This window comes from Halanaerobium saccharolyticum (assembly GCF_004362045.1).
GTDB lineage: Bacteria > Bacillota > Halanaerobiia > Halanaerobiales > Halanaerobiaceae > Halanaerobium > Halanaerobium saccharolyticum_C.
This window is the reverse complement of the sequence record NZ_SNWX01000001.1, coordinates 119,282-140,368: the sequence shown is the minus strand read 5'-3', so window position 1 is coordinate 140,368 and position 21,087 is coordinate 119,282. Positions and strand designations below refer to the sequence as shown.

Below are 21,087 nucleotides of genomic sequence, written 5' to 3'. Positions count from 1 at the left end.
CTTCCCCCTTATAAACTTCTCTCCCTGTTCAAAAATAATCTTAACTAAAATATTCCGATTTGATTACTAAAAATATAAATTTAGGCAGAGATAATATTCTGCCAAAACGAGATGGTTCCTGCAGCAGTCTGTAAAACCATTCTAGAGCAGCTTTTTGCATCCAGAGTGGTGCTCGCTTTACCTCTCCGGCCAGCACATCAAAACTGCCGCCAACTGTAACTGCAGCTCCCACATTTAATTTCTCTAAATTATTATCCAGAAATTTTTCCTGCAGGGGGACTCCCATTCCCACCAGCAGCAGATCAATATTCTTCTCATTTATTTCGGAAATCACCTTTTCCTGCTTTTCCTGATCTAAATAACCATGGTGATAACCTGAAATATTTAAAGCAGGATACTTTTCTTTCAAATTTGCAGCTGCCTGATCAACAATCCCGGGCTTTCCACCCAGAAAATAAAAATTAATATCAGCTTCCGCCATTTCCTGAAACAGCAGACTGATCAAGTCAAATCCAGCAACTCTTTCCTGCAGCGGTTCTCTCATAATTTTAGAAGCAATAACCACTCCAATTCCATCTGCAGTTGCCAGATCAGCCGAATTCAAAATCCGTGCCAGCTCCCTGTCCTCAGCAGCCAGGGCCAGCATTTCCGAATTTGGAGTTACCACTAACGAAGGGCGATTGTGATCAACAATTAACTCTCTAACTCTCTCTACTGCCTGCTCAAGGTTGACCCTGTCAATATCTACATCCAGTATTTTTATCAGCTTTCGCAAGAGTCAACCTCCTCTAAAACCAGTTCCGCAAAGTTTTCAGCTTCTTCCTTTTTCTGCTCTAAAAATTCTTTTATTTTTTTGCGCAGACTGTACCTTTCTGCAAAAACAGCTTCCAGCTCAGCTGCTGCTTTTTCTGCCTCTAAGTCTTCCAGTCTGATCAGGGGCAGATAATCAAGCCCGGCCATCAATCCTTCAATTTTAGGATCATAGCTTAAGGCCAGCAGTGGAATTTGATTTAGCAGAGCAAAAATCAGGCTGTGCAGCCGTACTCCAACAAATAGATCAAGCTGAGAAAATTCTTCTAACGCTTCTTCCGGACCTGATGGAAGCTCACAAATCTCAGCTTCAGCCTTCAAGCTGTTTTTTAACTGTCTCGAAATTTTTTCATCTGAGCCCTGGTGCATCGGAAACAAAATAAATTTAACATTTTTGTCCCTGGCAAAATGATTTAAACCTGCAGCAAGCTCTGAGATATAATCAACTGGCCAGGGTCTGACCGAAATTCCAACTTCTATTTTCCCCTTAATCTGCTGCCTCATATTATTTAGAGGATCATAAAGAGCAAAAACAGGATCAACTGTCAGCTCAATTTCTTTTTTGACACCAATCTCCTCCAGAAGCTTCTTTGAACTTTGATCTCTCACTCCCAGCAGTTCAAATCTATTTAGTGTCAGAGCAGTTAATTTCTGGCTCCACCATTTATTGAGCGGACCGACACCCTGAGCATAAAAAACTATTTTAGTACCCTGAATTTTTGCCAGCCAGGCAAGCCCCAGATAATAGGGAACAGAAAAACTGCCGGTAACGTCCTGCAGCAGGCTGCCCCCTCCACTGATAAAAAGATCGGCCTCAGCCAGAGCAGCCGCAATCTGAATCAGAGAAGTCCGACTGACAGCATTAAGATTGTAGAGTTCAGCTGTGTTTTGCGGACTGGCTGAAAGAACAGTTATTTTAAGTTCTTCTTTATTGTTTTTTAAAAGTGAGCTTATCCCCGCTAAAACAGCCTCGTCCCCAAGATTGTTAAAACCATAATAACCTGAAATTACAATTTTTTTCATTATTTAACCCCGGTAAAATAATATTTTTGATAAAGATAATTAAATAATTTATAAAAACCAATTAAAACTAGAGCCACTCCAAAACTCAACCAGTAAGCATGAAAAGTCCTGAGCAGTGAAATCATCACCGGTGTATGGAGATGAGAAAAGGTATTAACAGTTGTAATCACTCCTACTGAAGCAAGCATCAGCAGGGGATAAAAGTATAATTCTTTTCTCTTTTTCGCACCCAGATAAAGGGCAAAGATAAAAAGTGGATGTCCAATTAAAAATTCTTTAAAACGCGGCCTGACATACAGGACTTTTTCCAGCAGACTGCGAATAGTTAATTCCCAGGCTGGAACCGGCAGCAGCGGAAAGTTCCCGGTCCTCCCGATATAGATAACTGCAATCAGGGCCAGTACACCGGCCAGAATAATATGCTTTACTTTAATAACTTTTTCCAGCAGGCGTGGAATCTCCTGCCTCAAATTTTTGCTTCCGGGCTGAAATAAATAATAAAGAGAAATTATAATCAGGGGCAGCAGAAAGGCAAGTTTTACTCCTCTAAAAGAATTAATTTTAAAAATAAATTCACTGCTGTTTAAAGCAGCACTTACAAAAACTCCACCAATCAGAGCTGTGATAACAGCGGCAGTGAAATTGAAGAAAACAAAAGCCAGACTGAATCCACCCTCCAGTTTTTCTCCTCCTCTATCTTTTTCCAGCAGAAAAATAATTACTGCCAGGGAAGGAAAAATAACCGCTGAACCAAGTGCAGTGATCTGCCTTAATAAAATTTCTCTACCGGACTGCAGAAGAAAAATTCCCGCTACAGCTGCAGCCAGAAAGAAGAAATTCATTATTCCAGAATATTTAAAAGCTGTAAAATAATTTAGAAGTAAAATACCGGCAGCTGTTACTCCCAACAGAATCGCCAGCAGATGCCAGCTGGAATTACTAAAATATGATACTGGTTCTGCACTTCCGGGCTGATAACCTTCAGCTTCCAGGCGGGAACTTAAAGCAGCAAGCAGCTCCAGATTCCTCTCTGCCAGCTGATTGCCCTCAAGATAGGGTTTATGATAAAGAACTCTGACACTTCTTTCTCTAACAGAAAGTAAATAACGATTAATAATTTCCTGGCTGTCAGCCTGTTCTACTTCTTCCTGCTGCATGCTGTGAGTTCGCAGCAGCTGGTAATCATTCAATTTAGCTAATTTATCTGCTCCAGCCTGAGCAGCAATAAAGGCTTCTATCTTTCCAAAAATCAAATTATGCTCCTGCATTAAGGCTGCAGTTTCTTCAATTCTACCTGGATAACCAGTTATTTCCTCCCCATCAAAAATCAAATACTCCGGACTTAATAATTCCAGGTTATTTTTCAGGGCAGAAAGAGCATTTAACTTATTATTACTGCGATAGACAACCTTTAGACCCAACTCCCTGGCTTCCCGCACCTGATCGGCATTAAAACCCAGGTTTAAATCTTTAAGCTGCTCATGCCATTTGGGAAAATAAATAAAATCATACTCAGCTGTCTCAAAAAATTTAGCTGAGTATTCGGCAGCCAGTCCAGATGCTAAATTATTAAGCTGTTTTCTTAAAGAATCACTGAAAACTGCAAATAACGCTGAATTTTCGAGCTGACCAATATTTATCTCATTATTTTCAAGCTCTGTCTGCAGTTCATTTCCTGCTAAAATTAGATCCAGAGCTTCAACTCTTTTTAGAGCCCCACTATCCAGAAAATCTTCTAAGCTCTGCTGATAAACTGCCAGTGCAGTAACTCCGTTTTTCTTTAATTTCTGCAGATTAATCTCTGGAGCAAGAGATTTCAGCTCTAAATAAGCTTCTCCATCAATTACTATTTCTACCCCTGAGCTCTGATCAACCTGATCTATTCTTGCAGTCAGAGTCCAGGCGGCAGCAATAAAGGTTATTAAAATAATTCCGATTAGTATTTTCTTCAACCAATTCACCTTTTCCTCTATATAATAATTATTGCCTTGAACTTTTATATTTTAAATAGGCTTCTATAAATTCATCCAGATAACCATCCATCACCTTATCAATATTACCCTCTTCAAAATCAGTCCGGTGATCTTTAATCAGATTATAAGGATGAAAAACATAGGAGCGAATCTGGCTTCCCCAGGCAATTTCTTTGTGCTCTCCACCTAATTCATCAATCTTTTCGGCCTGAGCTTCTTCTTTCAGCTCCAGCAGTTTGGAAGTTAAGATTTTCATTGCAGTTGCCTTGTTTTTATGCTGTGAACGTTCATTCTGACACTGAACCACAACCCCGGTCGGTTGGTGGGTAATCCGGACTGCGGAATCAGTTTTATTTACATGCTGACCTCCGGCCCCACTTGCCCGATAGGTATCTATTTTTAAGTCGCTTTCATCAATATCAACCTCTATATCATCATCAATCTCCGGCATGACATCAACCGAAGCAAAAGAAGTATGTCTCCGGCCTGAGGAATCAAAAGGAGAGATTCTAACCAGACGGTGCACCCCTTTTTCTCCTTTTAAATAACCATAGGCATAATCCCCACTGATCATCAGGGTCACACTTTTAATTCCGGCTTCTTCTCCCGGATTAAAATCTAGAGTCTGCAGTTGATATCCATTTGACTCTGCCCAGCGGCTGTACATTCGAAGCAGCATCTGAGCCCAGTCCTGAGATTCAGTACCTCCGGCCCCGGGATGAATAGAAAGAATTGCATTATGATCATCATAGGGTTCATTCAGGCGCAGCTTAAGCTCAAGTTTTTCGAGCTCTTTTTCCAGCTCAGTTAAAGTCACTCTAAGTTCACTGGCTAAGCTTTCATCTTCCTCTGCTGCCAGCTCAAAATAAACTTCAGCTTCTTCAAATTTTTCTTCCAGCTGATTGATAACCTGCATGCGTTTTTTGATCCGATCCAGCTTCTGTGATTTATGACGTGCATTTTCCTTATCATCCCAGAATCCACCCGCTGCCATCTCTGCTTCTATCTCTTTTTTGTTCTGCAGCAGTCTTTCCCGGTCAAAGTAAATCACTCAAATCCTGAAATCTATCTTTTAACTCTGAAAAATGTTCTTTAAAATTATTATTCACTACAATCATCTCCCACAACACTTTTTATATTTTTTACCACTGCCGCAGGGACAGGGATCATTACGTCCGGGTTCTTCTTCCTTAACAACAGTTGCCTGACCAATACTGCCGTCACCAGCATTACTTTTATCATTACCTTTTGCCTGACCTTCTAAAGCAGCCTCCGGCGAAGAATAATTCAGCTGACGCTGATTAATCTGCTGGCTGGGCATATTTTCTCTTTCTTCAACTTCAACCTTAAAGGCGGTTTCTACAATATCTTCTCTGATGGAAGATGTCAGTTCGTTAAACATATCAAAAGATTCGAATTTATACTCTGTCAGCGGATCTTTTTGACCAACAGCTCTCAGTCCAATTCCCTGTCTCAGCTCATCCATATTATCAAGGTGAGTCATCCACTTACGGTCAATTACCCTTAGTGCCAGGAATTTGATTATTTTATTAAAGCGCTCAGAATCAATCTTTTCCCGCTTGGATTGATAGGAAGCAAGAGAACTGAGAGTAATTTTTTCTTTGATCTCAGACCGCTCCTGACCTTTAATCTCAGCAGTTTCGACATCTCGGGCCAGTCCAATTCCATGTAAATACTCGAGCATTCCCTCTAAATCCCATTCATCAGGGTGTAAATCTTCGGAAATAAACATCTCCATTACATCTCCCAGGAGCTGTTCGAGCATCCCGGCAATCTTTTCTTCCAGTTCTTCTGTGGTCAGCAGGGTTTTACGCTGTCCATAAATAACTTCCCGCTGTTTATTTAAGACATCATCATATTCTAAAATTGCTTTTCTGATATCAAAGTTGCGGCTTTCGACTTTCTGCTGGGCCCGCTCAATTGAATTAGATATCATCTTGTGCTCAACCGGCTGGTCTTCATCCACACCCAGTTTATCCAGAATACCATTGATTTTATCGGAACCAAAGAGCCTTAAAAGATCATCTTCTAGTGATACATAAAACTGTGAAGACCCTGGATCTCCCTGACGACCAGCACGACCACGCAGCTGATTGTCAATCCGACGACTTTCGTGCCGCTCAGTACCTAAAACATGGAGACCACCGAGTTCTACAACACCTTCACCTAAAACAATGTCGGTACCCCGACCGGCCATGTTGGTCGCAATGGTTACACTTTTTTTCTGTCCGGCATCTTTTATGATTTCCGCTTCTCGTTCATGGTTTTTCGCATTTAGAACTTCGTGTGGTACACTTACTCTTTTCAGTTCCCGACTCAGCATTTCGGAATTTTCTATATCAGCTGTACCGACCAGTACCGGCTGACCTTTTTCGTATAATCTTTTAATTTCTCCAATCACATTTTTATATTTAGCCTCTTTATTGGTAAATACCAGATCAGGCAGATCATCTCTAATCATCGGCTCATTTGTCGGAACAACCACAACCGGCATATCGTAAATTTTAATAAATTCTTCTTCTTCAGTTTCGGCAGTACCAGTCATTCCGGACAGTTTATCATACATTCTAAAAAAGTTCTGCAGGGTGATTTTGGCAAAGGTCTGACTTCCTTTCTGGACCTCTACCCCTTCTTTAGCCTCAATAGCCTGATGCAGACCCTCACTGTAGCGGCGGCCTTCCATTACCCGGCCGGTAAATTCATCCACAATTTTTACCGCTCCGTCTTTAACAATATAATCTCTGTCTTTTTTCATTAAGGTATGAGCTTTTAAGGCCTGATTTAACTGATGATTGAGCTTAAAGTTTTCTTCTGAATACAGATTATCTACCTTCAATTTTTTCTCTGCTTTTTCTACTCCAGCTTCAGTTAAAGTTACCAGCTTATTTTTCTCATCAATCTCATAATCTTCTTCCCGTTTTAAAGCAGGAATTACTCGATTAAACTTGCGGTAATCTGAACTTTTTTCCTGGACCGGTCCCGAAATAATAAGGGGGGTCCGGGCCTCATCAATTAAAATACTGTCAACCTCATCTAAAATTGCGTAGTGGTGTTCCCGCTGCACCAGATCTTCTTCCTTATAGGCCATGTTATCCCGCAGATAATCAAATCCAAACTCATTATTGGTACCATAGGTAATATCACAGTTATAGGCCTCCCGTCTCTCAGCAGGAGTCATGCCGCTTAAAATTACACCGACTGACATTCCCAAAAAACGATAAATCTGGCCCATCCATTCACTATCTCTTTCGGCCAGATAGTCGTTAACAGTTACTACATGGACACCTTTACCTGTCAGGGCATTTAAATAAACAGGCAGAGTTGCGGCCAGAGTTTTACCTTCACCGGTTTTCATCTCTGCTATTTTGCCCTGATGAAGTACAATACCCCCAATCAGCTGAACATCATAATGCCGAAATCCAGCTTCTGTTGCCCTCTGCGAAGCCTCCCGCACGACAGCAAAAGCCTCCACTAAAAGATCGTCCAGACTCTCACCATTTTGATGTCTATTTTTAAATTCTTCTGTTTTTGCCTTTAATTCCTGATCACTTAAAAGCTGCATCTCAGGCTCCAGCGAATTAATTTGCTCTACAATTGGTTCTAATTTTTCCAGTTCTTTTTCATTTGCATCTTTAAATAAGTTCTTGAGGAACTCAAACATTTATCTTCCTCCCTAAGGTTTAAGACCTAATAATTTTTAATCTTATTTTAATAGTTTCAGCCATTTTATTAATTTATTTCATTTTCACTATCTCAATCAAAGTAATTATATCATCTTAAGGTTTAAAACTCAATTAAAGGCAGATTAAAAACCTTAGGTATCAGATACAAACGGCCGTTTTGTATCTGATACTAGTGAAATATATAACATAATATAAATAAAAAAGGGACACTCCGTTAAGAGCACCCCTCTGAATTCAAACTTATTCAACTAAATTATATTTAAAAGATCAAACTTAAAATTACTTCTCAGCTATTAACCAAAGGTTGGTTCTATCAAACCGTAGTTCCCATCATTCCGTTTGTAAACTACATTGGTTTTTTCTGTATCAGCATTTAAAAAAACAAAGAAGCTGTGTCCGATAAGATCCATCTGCATACAGGCTTCTTCTACCTTCATTGGTTTCATCGGGAAACTTTTAGTTCTAACCACCTGGGGCTCAAACTCATCTGTCTCCACATTTTCTTCGTCATTTCCCAGCTGATGATTTAAAACCTGTTCCTTCCTTTTTTTCTTATATTCTTCTTTGTATTCCTGTTTTCTCTCAATATATCTATTATGAAGTTTAGATTTGTACTTTCTCATCTGATGCTCGAGTTTATCCATCACACCATCGATAGAAGTATACATATCATCGGAAACTTCTTCTCCTCTTAAAATTAAACCTTTAATAAAAGCGGTAACTTCAACAATATGTCTTTCCTTTTCTACTTCCATTGAGATCTGAACTTCCAGCGGCTCTCCATCAAAATACTTGTCTAGCTTCTTCTGCACCTTCTCCTCTGCGTGCTCCTTTAAAGCTGGGGTAATATCAATGTTTTTACCATAAGTCATAATTTTCATGAAGCTCACTCCTCTCTTACATCTATTATTATATGTTTCTCTGTATATTATATTATTCTACAAAGTGAGATTAATTCCTGCTTAAAAATTTAATTATTAGAAAACTTAATTTGTTTTTAATCTGATGAACACCCTCTCCCAGGCCGGAGTCATTTTTCTCGCCGGGGTTAAAAAAGTTAGTCAGTTTTCACCGGCACCGAGGCAGTTGTCAGTACATAAACACCAGCAGCTCCCATTTCCTTTAAAACAAAATGAGAAATTTCGGAAGAAGTTGTACCGGTTGTAATTATATCATCAATGATTAAAATATTCTTATCCGTAAAAATAGAAGAATCAACATCCTCTTTTAACTCAAAAGCTCCCTCCAGCTCCAGTTTTCTGGCCTTTTTAGTTAAGGTATAAAGGGGAAGTGAATTTTTGACTCTCAAAAGAACATCTTTATATTCGATATTTATTTTTTTAGAAAGTGCCTGAGCCAGTCTTGCAGCCTGATTGTAGCCGCGGTAAGTTTTTCGATCCCCGTGCATCGGGACCGGAATCAGATAATCAATCTCCTGATCTTTAAAATATTCATCATAGTAGAGAAATAACATCTGCGAAAATGGTTCTGCCAGATCTGGCCGGTGCCCATATTTGTATTCTAAGAGCACTTCTCTTGCATAGCCGGAATAGGTAAATACACTGCGGGCAAAATTATAGGGAGGCCTCTCCTCCTGACATTCCGGACAGGGCTGACCCTCAATCAGAGCTGCTGGAATGACCTCTCTCCCACAGACAGGACAGGCATCGGTAATAAAAGAAAACCGGGCCAGACAGCGTTCACAAATCCCTTCAATTTCCGAATGATCATGTCTTCTTCCACAGGCAAGACAGACAGGTTTTTCGGGATAAACTAAATCTTTTAAAATATCCAGTACTTTCAACTTTAATTAACAACTCCTTTGAGGTTGTAGTGCTCTTTAAGATCATCAATCTTCTTTCTTGCCCGCTGTAGAGCATTATCAACAGTTTTAACATTAATATCGAGATCATCAGATATTTCCTGATAGGATTTGCTGTCCAGATAAAGCATAAACACATTCCACTCAAGATCTGTTAATTCTTCCGAAAGCTCATCCATAATTGTTGTTAAAGTTTCCTGACAGATAAATTTTTTCTCCAGGTTTTCTCCTTCATCAGGTAAAATTTCATTAAAAGTTCTTCCTGTTTCATTTCCATAGTCCAGACTCTTATCCAGAGAAGCAGAGGTATTTAAAGGCATATGCTTCTGTCTATTTGCCTTTTTAATTGCCGATACCAGCTGTCTGTGCACACAGAGTTGAGAAAAACCTCTAAATGAGGCTCCTTTATCTTCCTTGAAATCTCTGATTGCCTTATATAAACCAACTCTTCCTTCCTGAATCACATCATCCCGGTCCAGACCTTTGATAAAAAAGAATCGGGCCTTGGCATAGACTATGTCCATATTTTGATCTATTAGATATTCTATTGCAAAGTCATTTCCAGCCTGGGCCATCTCTATAATCTCTTCTTCTTCCTTCTCTTTAAACAAGAATATCCCCCCATCCTGGTCTCAGTTTTCCCTCAAAAACTCATCAAATCCTGAAATGAAATTCCTAATTCCAGCATTGTCACACCTAAAAGTAAGAGGGTCAGCAGAATAAGAATTTGCAGCTGACTATTTTTCATCTTTACTCTGCCTTATCTTTTTGATTATATTTGTTGTTGATTTTCCTTTAACTTCTGTTACCAATACTATTTTCCCACCGTAGTTGTAAACTGTTTCTGCTTCAGGCAGGTCTTCAATTCTGTAATCTCCACCCTTAACATAAATCTGCGGTTCGATTTCTTCCAGCAGCTGTCTGGCGTCAATTTCTGAAAATAGAATTAAATAATCAACCATCTCTAAAGCAGCAAGCATCTCCAGCCTTTCATTTTCGGGCACAAAGGGCCGCGCTTTTCCCTTCAGTTCTTTAACAGAACTGTCACTGTTTACAGCCAGCACCAGCCTGTCCCCCAGAGAAGCGGCTTTTTTTAAATAGCGAATATGTCCTACATGCAGGAGATCAAAACAGCCATTGGTAAAAACTATCAGCTCTCCTGCCTCTTTTTTAGTTTCAATTTCTTTTTTCAAAGCTTCTAAATCCATTATCTTAGCTGTCATTTTTATTCACTTCCCTGATTAGTTCTGCTGCTGTAACTGAAGCCACACCACTTTTGCGGACAACAATTCCGGCCGCATAATTGGCAATTCTAATTGCAATCTCTACCGGTGCTCCTGCTGCCAGAGCCAGGATTAGCGTACCCACAACCGTATCTCCGGCACCTGTCACATCAAAAACTTCTGTAAAATTAGCAGCAGGTATATGGTCAATCTTATCTCCCGGAGCAAAAAGGCTCATCCCGTCTCCACCCTGAGTTATCAGCAGATATTGTAATTCCAGGTCTTTTCTCATTTTCAGTCCTGCTTTTTCTACCTCAGCCTGGCTTCTTAATTCTTCTCCATAAATTGCAGAAGCTTCCTCCAGGTTGGGAGTTGCAATTACAGCACCCTTAAACTGACCCAGCTGATAGCGGCTGTCCACAGCCGAATTTTTGTCAGCGGCAGCTGCAGTCTGAACAAAATCTGTAGTAGTATTTTGATTAAAGATCCCATTCCCATAATCCGAAAAGAGAACAGCATCACTCTGAGCAATATTTTCTTTTAAATAGGAAAGTAATTTTTCTCTCAGACTGCTGCTGATGTCAAAACTTTTAACCTTATCTACCCTGACTACCTGCTGGCGGACTATCTGATCTCCACCGGCCAGAATTCTGGTTTTTTCGGCAGTAGGGCGGCTGGCATCTTTAAAAATCCCGGCAGTAATAATCTGACGCTGATTAAGCTCTTCTTTTAAAGCTTCTGCAGCCAGATCATCACCGACAACACCCAATAAATCTACCTCAGCTCCCAGGCTGGCAATATTGGCCGCCGCATTTGCTCCCCCACCGGGAAGAGTTTTTTCCTGCTGATGTTTTAAAATTAAAACCGGAGCTTCCCGGGACAGTCTTTCCGGATCAGCGATAATAAATTTATCAGCAATTAAATCTCCCAGAACCATTATTCTTTTTTCTGCAAATTTTTTAATATATTTTACTAATTCCTCTGCCTGATAGTTTTCCATGACTTCCCCCTACATCTGATAGCTGATTCCGAGATTTATTACTTTATTGCTTAAATCCCAGTACTGATTACCAATACTTAGTTCAAAATCACTGCGGGGACCAATCTTGTATCTTGCTCCACCACGATAATAAGCATGATCATCCAGATTATCATCAACAAAATAATAGGTCTGCCAGAAAAAATTCAAATCAGAATTTAAAGTTACGGCTGAAATTCCCACACTTTTTCCGAAATTCTGGCTGTCAACTTCATCGGTCAGCATTAAATGAAGATCCATTCTAAACTCGTTCTGGGCCACCATATTTAAACCTATATCGCCCCCAATATGGAATTGATCACCATCAAAAGCTAAATTCAATTTACCCTGCTGTCCTCCCTTAAATCTAAATTTTGGTTCCAACTGCAGAGTATCAATTTCCATCGAATCTCCAGAAATTAAATAATTAACCGACTGCAGCTCAACTGCGCTGGCTGCCGAAAAGGATGCGAAAATAATTGCGGCTGTGATCATCAGTGTAATTGTTTTTTTATACATTTTATCTCTCCTCATCTAGTATCTTATTTAATAAATTGCAACTTAAATTTTTTATTCTTTCTTATTCAATATCACTATTATTGACTATCACTCCATTGGAAATAAGCCTCTCAGCGCTGGGGCTGTTCATTGTAAAACCCCTGATTACCATCCTGGCAGAAGCCCCACCATCAAGATTCATGGCCTCCACTGCACCCAGATTTTTTAATAGCTCAGCAGTTTCCTGGAGAGTCATTCCAATACTAAAATCTGCCTGTCTGCCGTCAATAGTCAGCATCAGCAGATGATTATCTGCTGTTAAACCCAGGGCAGTTCTTGGGGCTCTCCCGTTTAGAATATCAGGCTGAAATTTCTCTTCTTTTCCTGTAATCTTAATTTCTCCATCAGCCAGGAGCCTGGGACCTCCACCGACTGCATGGACAATATTTTTCGCCTCTAAATCCGGTGAAAAATTATGTTTTAGCTCAGCGGTCTTTCCCTTCAACTCCGGAATCACATTAATCAATTCACTTTCTTTAGAACCAACCCGAATAAGATAGCCATCAGGTGGGATAGGAGTTTTTACTCCGGCTTCTGTTTCTACACCCAGAATTTCGCCTGAGCGGACCACAATATCATAATAACCTTTTTTGAGAGCAGGCATGCGGGCTCCAAAATAACTGTTAAAAACTACTGTTTCCTCAGCTCCAACTGGTCTGTTAACTCCGTTTATATTAAAAGAACGCGCAAGCTCAGCAACCTTAAACTCACCTTTCCAGTCTACCTGAGCAAAAGAGATTTTCTGGTTCTGGTGGATCAGAAGTGAAGTTCTATTATAGAGCGGCTCACTGACCAGCATACCATTCAGGTAGAGTAAACCCAGCGGCCTACCACTGTAATGAAAATAACCACCGTTAACTCCAGCCAGAGCGGAATTATTTCGAATAATCTCTGCCAGATCTTCTCGCCCTGGCACAACACCCCGGGCAAGTACCGGCTTCAGTTTTAATTTGTCAGCTGAAAGGTCATAGTCAATAACGGTTATTACCCGGGGACCTGACCAGCTCATCTGCCTGATCTCTTTAAATTGCAGCCCTCTCTCAATTCTGGCAGTAAATTTAAGCTCACTATCCACCAATTCAGTCAGTTCTGCCAGCTCTGCTCGCTCATAATAATAACTAATAATTTCCCGGTAATCATAATCTGCCTGAGCCAGAGGCACAATCCCGACCCGGGGTCTGCTGATCTCCTTAAAAGAAAAATCATTATTATAATAAAACTCATCATCTCTAATTAAGACCTGAGCTTCTGTTGCCGCTGCAGCTTCTTTAAAAACAGGACTCAATCTACCAAAATTTAAACCATTCATATTTTCCAGACGGGCGCCCTGGGTTTCCAGTTGATAAAGAAGCTCGGTTCTATAAAGCACAGCCTGAGCTTTTAAAGCAGCTGTGGGAGCACCTGGATTAAAGGAACTCTGCAGCAAATGAGCAGTTAAGTCCTCCAGATCAGTTTTATAACTAAATAAAACCGAGTTGCCGATCGGTCCAAACTGATATTCTCCCTGCATTTTTTTGCCGGCAGCTTCAAATTGCCCCTTTATTTTAAAAACATGGGCCTCTCTTAATTTTTCACCTTCAGAATTATAAAAGTTAAGACCTTCTCCAATTACCTGACTTTCGGGGCTGAAAGCAGCTGGCGCCTCAGCCTTCTCCGGAGCCAGCTCTGTTTTTTCACTCAGAAATTCAAATTCTCGCACCCAGCCCTTATAACCTGCTTCCTGCAGCCGCTGCTGCAGTTTCCCGGCTTCTTTGTGCTTTTTAAAAGCACCGACCAGAACCTTAAACAGCCCTGCCTCTTTTTTAACAACTATCTGTTCCTTAAAATCTGCTGCTGCCTGCTTTTTATACTCCAGGGCATTTTCCTCAGAAGAGCTGGCCATAATCTGAACTCCCCAGCCGCTTTTTGCCTCAACTTGAGAATTTTTTAGCTCCGGCTGTTTTTTAAAAGCTCCCTGAGTGATATAATATTCTTTACCTGCTTCCAGTTTAAAATCCTCAGCCCCGGCAGCCATTAAAATAGTATCCGCCTCAGCTGTGATAGGAATTTCTCTGGCTGGAGAAAAAATAGGCACTGTTATCTGATGTTCTCCCTGGACAAAATCAACAAGTCCCAGCTTATAAAATTCTGCTGAAACCGGTAGGGCAGTCAAAATTAAAATAGCTAAAACAAAAGATAAAATTTTTGGAATGAACATTTTCAGTTTAGGCACAATTTTCATCTCCATTTAAATAGTTATAAATAATCAAATAATAATTACTCCAGCAGTATTTTCAAATCCATTAACCACCACTTTTTTCTCTACTTATATATATTTTATCTCAATCTCCCAAATCCTGCTTTAAATTCTGATTTATCCCCGTATTTTTCGTAAAATTGAGCTTTATGTTATAATAAAGTTATAAATCACAATAAATACTTATTTAACTCCAATTATAGAACAATTATCGAACAATAATCTGCTCTTTTAAATTCTTTTTGAGAACTTAAAACAGCAAATCAATATCTTAGAAAGGAATTTGTCATGAAAAATACCCAGTTAAAAATTACTGTGATCGATGGCTATTTAGATGAACCTTCCTGCCTGGGGGTTCCTCCCTATGTTTCACCCCATATTCGTTATCTCTGGGGAGCCTTACTTGAATCAGGAATTAACCCGGATAATCTTAGTTACTTAAGCATTGATAATTTTAGAGCCAATAAAGAAAATGAACTCAAAAAAATGGAAGCTGAAGATATAGTAATTTTGATAGCCGGTACCACAGTCCCCGGTCACTATCTCGGCGGTCAGCCTGCCACAGCCGCAGAAATTAAGGAAATCGGCCAAAAAGTATTTTATCCAACCAAGGTTCTGGGGGGTCCGATAACTTTAATAGAAAAAATGAAAGCTAAATTTAAGGATGATTATGATATTCTGACAGCAGAAATTGCTGCAGTTGATATCTTTGAACGTCTAAATGAAATAGAAATTTCGCCCCCACAAATCGAAAAATATATCAATCAATTTGCCTTAAGCGGTGCATCTCTGCTCACAAGACATCCCAATTATCCAAAAATAGTGGCTGAGTTAGAAACATTTAGAGGCTGTCCCCGCTTAAGTCACTGTGCTTTCTGCAGTGAACGATTAAAGAAACTAAGCTACAGCCGCAGTCCGGAAGCAGTAGCAGCTGAGGTTAAAGCACTGGCAGCAGCCGGAATCCACCACTTCCGCCTGGGCAGTCAGACTGACCTCCTGCTCTATGGAGCTGTAGAGGACAATGGCAGCTTCAGCTTAAATCCGGCTCAAGTTAGAGAACTTTATCAGGGGATCCGTCAGGCTGATCCCGGGCTAAAGGTGCTGCATATGGATAATATGAATCCGGCCGAAATTGCCCGCCATCCCGAAAAAGCAGCTGAGATTATAGAAATAATTAGCAAATATAATACTGCCGGTGATACTGCAGCCTTTGGCCTCGAATCTGCTGACCCTGAGGTTCTAAAGAAAAACAATATAGACAGCAGCAGCCAGGAAAATTATTTTGCCATCAAATTAATGAACGAAATTGGGGGCAGAAGGGAAAATGGAATCCCCAAATTACTGCCCGGCCTCAACTTTCTGCACGGACTGATCGGGGAAAGCAAGAAAACTCTAAAGCACAACTATCAATTTCTCAAAAAATTACTTACTGATGATCTGCTGCTCAGAAGGATCAATATCCGTCAGGTTGTCCGCCTGGGCAGCTATCCCGAAGTAAAATACTCTCAGGGAGAATTTAAAAAATATAAAGAAAAAATAAATAAAAGAATCAACCATCAGATGCTGAAAAAAGTATTTCCCCGGGGTGTTATTTTAACTGATCTTTATTCGGAAAAGAAAAAAGGAAGTCTCAACTACTGCCGCCAGCTGGGAACCTATCCTATTTTAACTGCAGTAATCGACCAGCCAGCTGACTTTTTTAAAAAAGCAAAAGTTGTGGATCACGGTTACCGCTCCATCACCGCCTTAAAATGGCCCCAGAAATTTAGCGATTTAAGCAAAAAAGAGCTGGAAGCCATACCGGGTATAGGAAGCAAAAGAGCCTCCCGACTTATTCTGGAAAAACCTGAAAATATAGAAGAATTGAAAACCCTTCTGACTCCAGATTTTGATCAGGAAACTCTTGCTCAATTTTTCAAATTCTAAACTTATCTAAAAATCTTCAGTTAAATCTTTTAAGTACTGTTTAAATTCAGGTCCCAGGTCTTCCCTGGCCAGAGCCAGCTCGACTGTAGTCTTTAAAAAGCCCATTTTGTTGCCAACATCATAACGCTTACCCTCAAAATCATATCCAAAAACTTCCCTTTGATCGAGCATAGTTTTTAAGGCATCAGTCAGCTGGATTTCTCCTCCTTTTCCCGGAGGGGTGTTTTCTAAAATATCAAAAATTTCCGGGGTGATAATGTAACGGCCTAAAATCCCAAGGTTGGAGGGGGCTTCTGCAGCAGAAGGTTTCTCGACCATATCTTCAACTTTATAAACATCTCCATCCCGGCGGCTGTAATTAACAATTCCATATTTACTGACATCCTTTTCGGGTACGGTTTTACAGCCCAAAATTGGTGCTTCTTTTTCCTCATAGATCTCTATCATCTGCTGGATAACAGGTTTTTCGGAATGAATTATATCATCACCCAGCAAAACTGCAAATGGATCATCCCCGACAAAAGTTTTAGCACAATAGATCGCATGACCCAGTCCTTTTTGTTCTTTCTGTCTGACTGAGTGAATGGTAATCATCTCCGAGATATCCTGTACCATTTCTAAAAGCTCAGTTTTACCCTGTTTTTCCAGAGCATCCTCCAGAGCCTGAGATATATCAAAGTGATCTTCAATACTCTGTTTATCTTTGGAGGTAATAATTAAAATATCTTCAATTCCTGCTGCAACAGCTTCCTCAACGATATACTGAATAGCTGGCTTATCTACAATGGGCAGCATTTCCTTGGGCTGAGCTTTGGTTGCAGGTAATAACCTGGTCCCCCAGCCGGCTGCTGGAATTACCGCTTTTTTAATTTTCATATTATCACTCCTCATATAATATCCTTTGATCAAGCAAAAATTTATCCTCACTAACATTATAACATTAAATTTTATAAATGTTAAAAACTATAGGAAAACTGCAGTCCATAACGCTGATCTTCAATCTCAAAATCATGGGCCGCAAACAGCTCAAGTTCTACGGGTTTAAGTCCCAGCAGGTAAAGTCGGGAATTAAAAGCCGGACCAACAGCCAACCCTTCCTGATTTTGCTCCTGATCATTATAGTAATCAACAAATAAATAACCACCGATATCAGTCAGCTGCAGAAAGTTTAAAAGCTGGACAGGAAGCTGCAGATTATAATTATAATTAAAATTTAACGAAGCCTGTAGGTCAGTATTTTCTGCAAGTTCCTGGCCGCGATAGATAAGTGGAGATTCCACAAAATCACTGCTGTTGTAGACCACTTCAGTTCCGATGCTCCACGCTTTTGTAAAATCATAATTGATTAGCTGGGAACTCAAAAGATTCAGATTTCCTTCCTCTCTAGTTAAGAAAAGATCATTTTCTGACTGCCACTGAAAATTTTCACCTAAATAGCGAAAATCATTTCCTAAAAGATAATATTCTTTACCGCTGCGGCTGCCGTAACCTCCAGAGAAGTTAAAACGTCTGCCAAAATATTTGAGTTCAGCCTCATAATCATCATCTGCAGCAGAATCATAGTCATTTTTATATTTTAAATAAAAATCAATACTATCTGTCAGCTTTTTGACTCTGAGAGCAGCTGTATAACCCTCTGACCAGCTGTCAGCCCCCAGAAAAGATAATCTCAGTTTATTGTGATGAAATTCTACTCCAAATTGAAATTTATTGAGGGGTGTCCTGAATAAATCCTGATTAAAAGGCGAAAAATCACGACCATAATAAATCAAAGGACTGATCTCACTTTCCTTGACAATTAAGCGGTTATATTCCAGATCCCGTAATTCATCATCAAGATTGTATTTTTTTCTTGCTTCCGGGTCACGAAGAGAAATGTTTTCTTTTTTCAGTGCCCTTTTTAATTCGGGGATCCTGCTTATAGTTTCCTGATAACCGATTTCTACAAGTCTGGTGGCATAATTAAAGTCCATAAAAGAATAATTTTTTACATCGGCGGTAATAATAAAGTCGGCGTATCTTTCCAGAATCTGGCCGGAATATCTACTCTGAATAATTTCTAAAAACCGATTGGCTGACTGAAAAGCACTACCATAATCATAATTACTGCTGCCTTCTGGAGTGTGAGTTGCAATCACAAAATCTGCTCCCAGTAAAGCTGCTGATTTAGCAGGAGTCGACTCCAGCACACCCGCATCCATAAAATAATGCCCCTCTCGAGAGTGAATAGGAAAATATCCCGGAATAGAATAAGATGCCTGCAGCACTTCTGAAATTTCTCCCTGTGTTGCCAGATATTTTTTCCCTGAAGCCAGATCAAAACTAAGCTGAGCTGTAGGAATCAGAAAATTCTCCAGACGTTTTCGAGGTGCAACCGCCTCCAGAAAAATATTTACTTTTTCACTGTTGAGTAAAGCCCCTCCACCAAAATTAAAAAGACTGGCAAAAGGAGTATCTGTCACAATTTCTTCCATTTGAGAAACAGAAAGTCCACTGCCGTAAAGTGTAGCAATGATTGCTCCCATACTGGTTCCGGTCATCAGATCAATTGGAATATCATTTTCTACCAGAGCTTTAATTACTCCCAGATTGGCAATTGCTCTGGCTCCTCCTCCAGATAAAGCAAGAGCTACAGTGGGCTGTTTTTGACTTTCTATTCTATTTTTGAATTCCTGATAGTTTTCTACCAGATAACTCTCACCATCAAAGGCAATATTTGTTAAATTCACAGCATCAGCTCCGGCAGGTGGAGTCACTTCAGCCGCCAGAGAACTGCTGCAGCCAAAAACAGTGGTGAAAATAATAAATAATGTTAAAATCAAAAAATGTTTTTTCATAATAACACCTCATTTTTACAGGAAAGACCAATAATGCAGTAAAGGGAGGCAGCGCCTCCCTTTTGTTTTTTGCGATTCTGCCAGTTATTTTATTAGCCAGCTTAAATCTATTGTTCTATAACTAAATTAAAAATCATCCATTATCTCTTCCACTTCTGCCATCAGTTTTTCTTTAAATTCTGCTAATTCAGATTCTGCAGCTGCCTGATCTTTTTCGCGTACCGCAAAATAAAATTTAAGTTTTGGCTCAGTACCTGAAGGTCTAATTGTCAGTTTAGCATCACCTTCGAGTAAATACTGCAGGACATTGGATTTGGGAAGTTTAATTTCTTCCTCTCTATCTTCTTCTAAATAAGTGGTTTTAGCCAGTTTGAAGTCTTTAGCTACCTTAACCTGACGACCAGCAATTTTCTCGGGGCTTTCTTCCCTGAGGCTGGCAATGGTTTTAGTAATGACTTCCTGTCCCTCTTTACCTTCCAGCCGAATTGATTCTAAATCTTCGAGGAAGTAGCCATATTTTTCTCGTAATTCTGCCAGACGCTGAAGCAGATTTACTCCTTCTTCCTTATATTTTAAGGCCATAACCGCAGCAAGTCCGGCTGCAGCAGCTGCATCTTTATCACGAGCATGTTTACCAATTAAATAACCAAGACTTTCTTCAAAGCCCAGAATAAATTCTTTTTCACCTGTTTTTTCAAATTCAGTAATTTTTTCTCCGATAAATTTAAACCCTGTTAAAACATCAAGCACCTCTACCCCATAATCAGCTGCAATATCTAAAACCATATCTGTAGACACAATTGATTTTATAATTACCCCATTATCCGGTAGATTACCTGCTGCTTTAGCCTCTCGTAAAAGGAAATCAGCAAATAAGACGCCAGTTTCATTTCCATTTAAAAACTGATAATTACCCTCAGCATCTTTAACTGCAGGTGCCATCCGATCACAATCAGGATCAGTTGCGATAATTAAATCAGCGTCTTTTTTTTCGGCCAGTTTTAAAGCAAGTTCAAAGGCTTCTCTGTCTTCAGGATTAGGACTCTCCACAGTAGAAAAATCAGGATCTCCATCTGCCTGTTCCGGCACAACATGTAAATTAGAAAAACCCAGTTCACTTAAAAGCTGGGGGACAATTGTACTTCCAGTTCCATGTAGTGGAGTATAAACTACTGCTAAATTGCTGCCCTTCTCTAATGCTAATTCTGTATCTGGTAAAATATCAATTAAAGTTTTTTGATAACTTTCGTCAATCTCAGCCCCAATATAATTAAGCAGTCCTTCATTTACGGCCTCCATCTCATCCATTGTTTTAACAATGGAAAAATCATCGATTTCCTCAATTTCGGCAATAATATCTCTGGCCTGCCCGGGAACTACCTGTCCACCATCTTCCCAGTAGACTTTATACCCATTATATTCCGGTGGATTATGGCTTGCAGTTACAACAATTCCCCCAATTGCATTTAGTTCTCTAACTGCATACGAAAGTTCCGGAGTGGCTCTCATTCCGGTAAACAAATAAGTCTTGATTCCATTTGCTGCCAGTACAAGTGCTGCCTCCAGTGAAAATTCTGGTGAGTTATGTCTGGAATCATAGGCAATTACTACCCCTTTTTCCTGACCATCATCACTGTAGTTAATAATATAATTTGCCAGCCCCTGGGTTGCTTTCCGAATCACATATTTATTGATTCTATTGGTTCCAGCACCCATTTTACCTCTCATACCACCTGTACCAAAATCCATATTTTTATAAAAACGATCTTCAATTTCTGCTTCATCATCCTGAATGGCTTCCAGTTCCTGTTTAGTTTCTTCATCAAAATAATCACTTACAAGCCAATCGCGATATCTGGACATATAACTCAAAATTGATCAACTCCTTTGTTGATAAACGATCTAAATTATTTGTTATACTCATTGAAAATATTATATCACAAATAATTTTTATTAT

The 21,087-nt window shown here is 39.8% G+C and carries 16 protein-coding genes; 1 reads left to right on the top strand and 15 read right to left on the bottom strand.

Annotation, left to right across the window (positions count from 1 at the left end):
* Positions 1-40: 40 nt before the first annotated feature.
* From DFR79_RS00680 to DFR79_RS00625, 12 genes are all read right to left on the bottom strand, one after another.
* Positions 41-775 (bottom strand): WecB/TagA/CpsF family glycosyltransferase, encoded by a 735-nt coding sequence (locus DFR79_RS00680; RefSeq protein WP_133513573.1) that lies wholly within the window; start codon positions 773-775, stop codon positions 41-43.
* Positions 763-1,833: a polysaccharide pyruvyl transferase CsaB gene (csaB, locus tag DFR79_RS00675; RefSeq protein ID WP_133513572.1), complete on the bottom strand. Its 1,071-nt coding sequence runs from the start codon at positions 1,831-1,833 to the stop codon at positions 763-765. The genes DFR79_RS00680 and csaB overlap by 13 nt, the downstream gene beginning before the upstream one ends.
* On the bottom strand, positions 1,833-3,794 hold the full coding sequence (locus DFR79_RS00670) for a DUF5693 family protein (RefSeq protein WP_243727673.1): 1,962 nt from the start codon (positions 3,792-3,794) through the stop codon (positions 1,833-1,835). Before DFR79_RS00670 ends, csaB begins: the two co-directional genes overlap by 1 nt.
* Positions 3,795-3,813: 19 nt before the next feature.
* A protein-coding gene (gene prfB, locus DFR79_RS00665) for a peptide chain release factor 2 (RefSeq protein ID WP_432207088.1) occupies positions 3,814-4,924 on the bottom strand; the annotation gives its coding sequence in 2 pieces (ribosomal slippage) (positions 3,814-4,854 and positions 4,856-4,924; 1,110 coding nt in all).
* Positions 4,921-7,488, bottom strand: a complete 2,568-nt coding sequence (gene secA, locus DFR79_RS00660) for a preprotein translocase subunit SecA (RefSeq protein WP_133513569.1) — start codon at positions 7,486-7,488, stop codon at positions 4,921-4,923. Before secA ends, prfB begins: the two co-directional genes overlap by 4 nt.
* Positions 7,489-7,803: 315 nt before the next feature.
* Positions 7,804-8,391 (bottom strand): ribosome hibernation-promoting factor, HPF/YfiA family, encoded by a 588-nt coding sequence (gene hpf, locus DFR79_RS00655; RefSeq protein WP_133513568.1) that lies wholly within the window; start codon positions 8,389-8,391, stop codon positions 7,804-7,806.
* Positions 8,392-8,567: 176 nt separating this feature from the next.
* Entirely contained in the window at positions 8,568-9,314 is a 747-nt protein-coding gene (locus tag DFR79_RS00650) for a ComF family protein (RefSeq protein WP_133513567.1), read from the bottom strand.
* A gap of 2 nt (positions 9,315-9,316) precedes the next feature.
* The gene (gene sigH, locus DFR79_RS00645; RefSeq protein ID WP_133513566.1) at positions 9,317-9,943 is read right to left on the bottom strand and encodes an RNA polymerase sporulation sigma factor SigH; all 627 of its coding nucleotides are present in this window, start codon (positions 9,941-9,943) and stop codon (positions 9,317-9,319) included.
* Positions 9,944-10,069: 126 nt separating this feature from the next.
* The gene (gene rfaE2 / locus DFR79_RS00640) at positions 10,070-10,555 is read right to left on the bottom strand and encodes a D-glycero-beta-D-manno-heptose 1-phosphate adenylyltransferase (protein WP_133513565.1); all 486 of its coding nucleotides are present in this window, start codon (positions 10,553-10,555) and stop codon (positions 10,070-10,072) included.
* The gene (locus tag DFR79_RS00635) at positions 10,545-11,555 is read right to left on the bottom strand and encodes a bifunctional heptose 7-phosphate kinase/heptose 1-phosphate adenyltransferase (RefSeq protein ID WP_133513564.1); all 1,011 of its coding nucleotides are present in this window, start codon (positions 11,553-11,555) and stop codon (positions 10,545-10,547) included. The genes rfaE2 and DFR79_RS00635 overlap by 11 nt, the downstream gene beginning before the upstream one ends.
* 9 nt (positions 11,556-11,564) lie before the next feature.
* Positions 11,565-12,092: a hypothetical protein gene (locus DFR79_RS00630; protein WP_133513563.1), complete on the bottom strand. Its 528-nt coding sequence runs from the start codon at positions 12,090-12,092 to the stop codon at positions 11,565-11,567.
* 61 nt (positions 12,093-12,153) lie between these two features.
* Complete coding sequence (locus DFR79_RS00625; protein WP_243727671.1) at positions 12,154-14,343, bottom strand: phosphodiester glycosidase family protein; 2,190 nt, start codon at positions 14,341-14,343, stop codon at positions 12,154-12,156.
* Positions 14,344-14,655: 312 nt separating this feature from the next.
* Here DFR79_RS00625 and DFR79_RS00620 point away from each other — a divergent pair, with 312 nt between their 5' ends.
* The gene (locus DFR79_RS00620) at positions 14,656-16,293 is read left to right on the top strand and encodes a radical SAM protein (RefSeq protein WP_133513562.1); all 1,638 of its coding nucleotides are present in this window, start codon (positions 14,656-14,658) and stop codon (positions 16,291-16,293) included.
* A 6-nt stretch (positions 16,294-16,299) separates the two neighbouring features.
* On the opposite strand, the gene galU is transcribed toward DFR79_RS00620, so the two are convergent.
* The 3 genes from galU to DFR79_RS00605 form a co-directional block, all read right to left on the bottom strand.
* Entirely contained in the window at positions 16,300-17,169 is an 870-nt protein-coding gene (gene galU, locus DFR79_RS00615) for a UTP--glucose-1-phosphate uridylyltransferase GalU (protein ID WP_133513561.1), read from the bottom strand.
* A gap of 80 nt (positions 17,170-17,249) precedes the next feature.
* The gene (locus DFR79_RS00610; protein ID WP_133513560.1) at positions 17,250-19,130 is read right to left on the bottom strand and encodes a patatin-like phospholipase family protein; all 1,881 of its coding nucleotides are present in this window, start codon (positions 19,128-19,130) and stop codon (positions 17,250-17,252) included.
* A gap of 126 nt (positions 19,131-19,256) precedes the next feature.
* Positions 19,257-21,002: a phospho-sugar mutase gene (locus DFR79_RS00605; RefSeq protein WP_133513559.1), complete on the bottom strand. Its 1,746-nt coding sequence runs from the start codon at positions 21,000-21,002 to the stop codon at positions 19,257-19,259.
* Positions 21,003-21,087 lie beyond the last annotated feature (85 nt).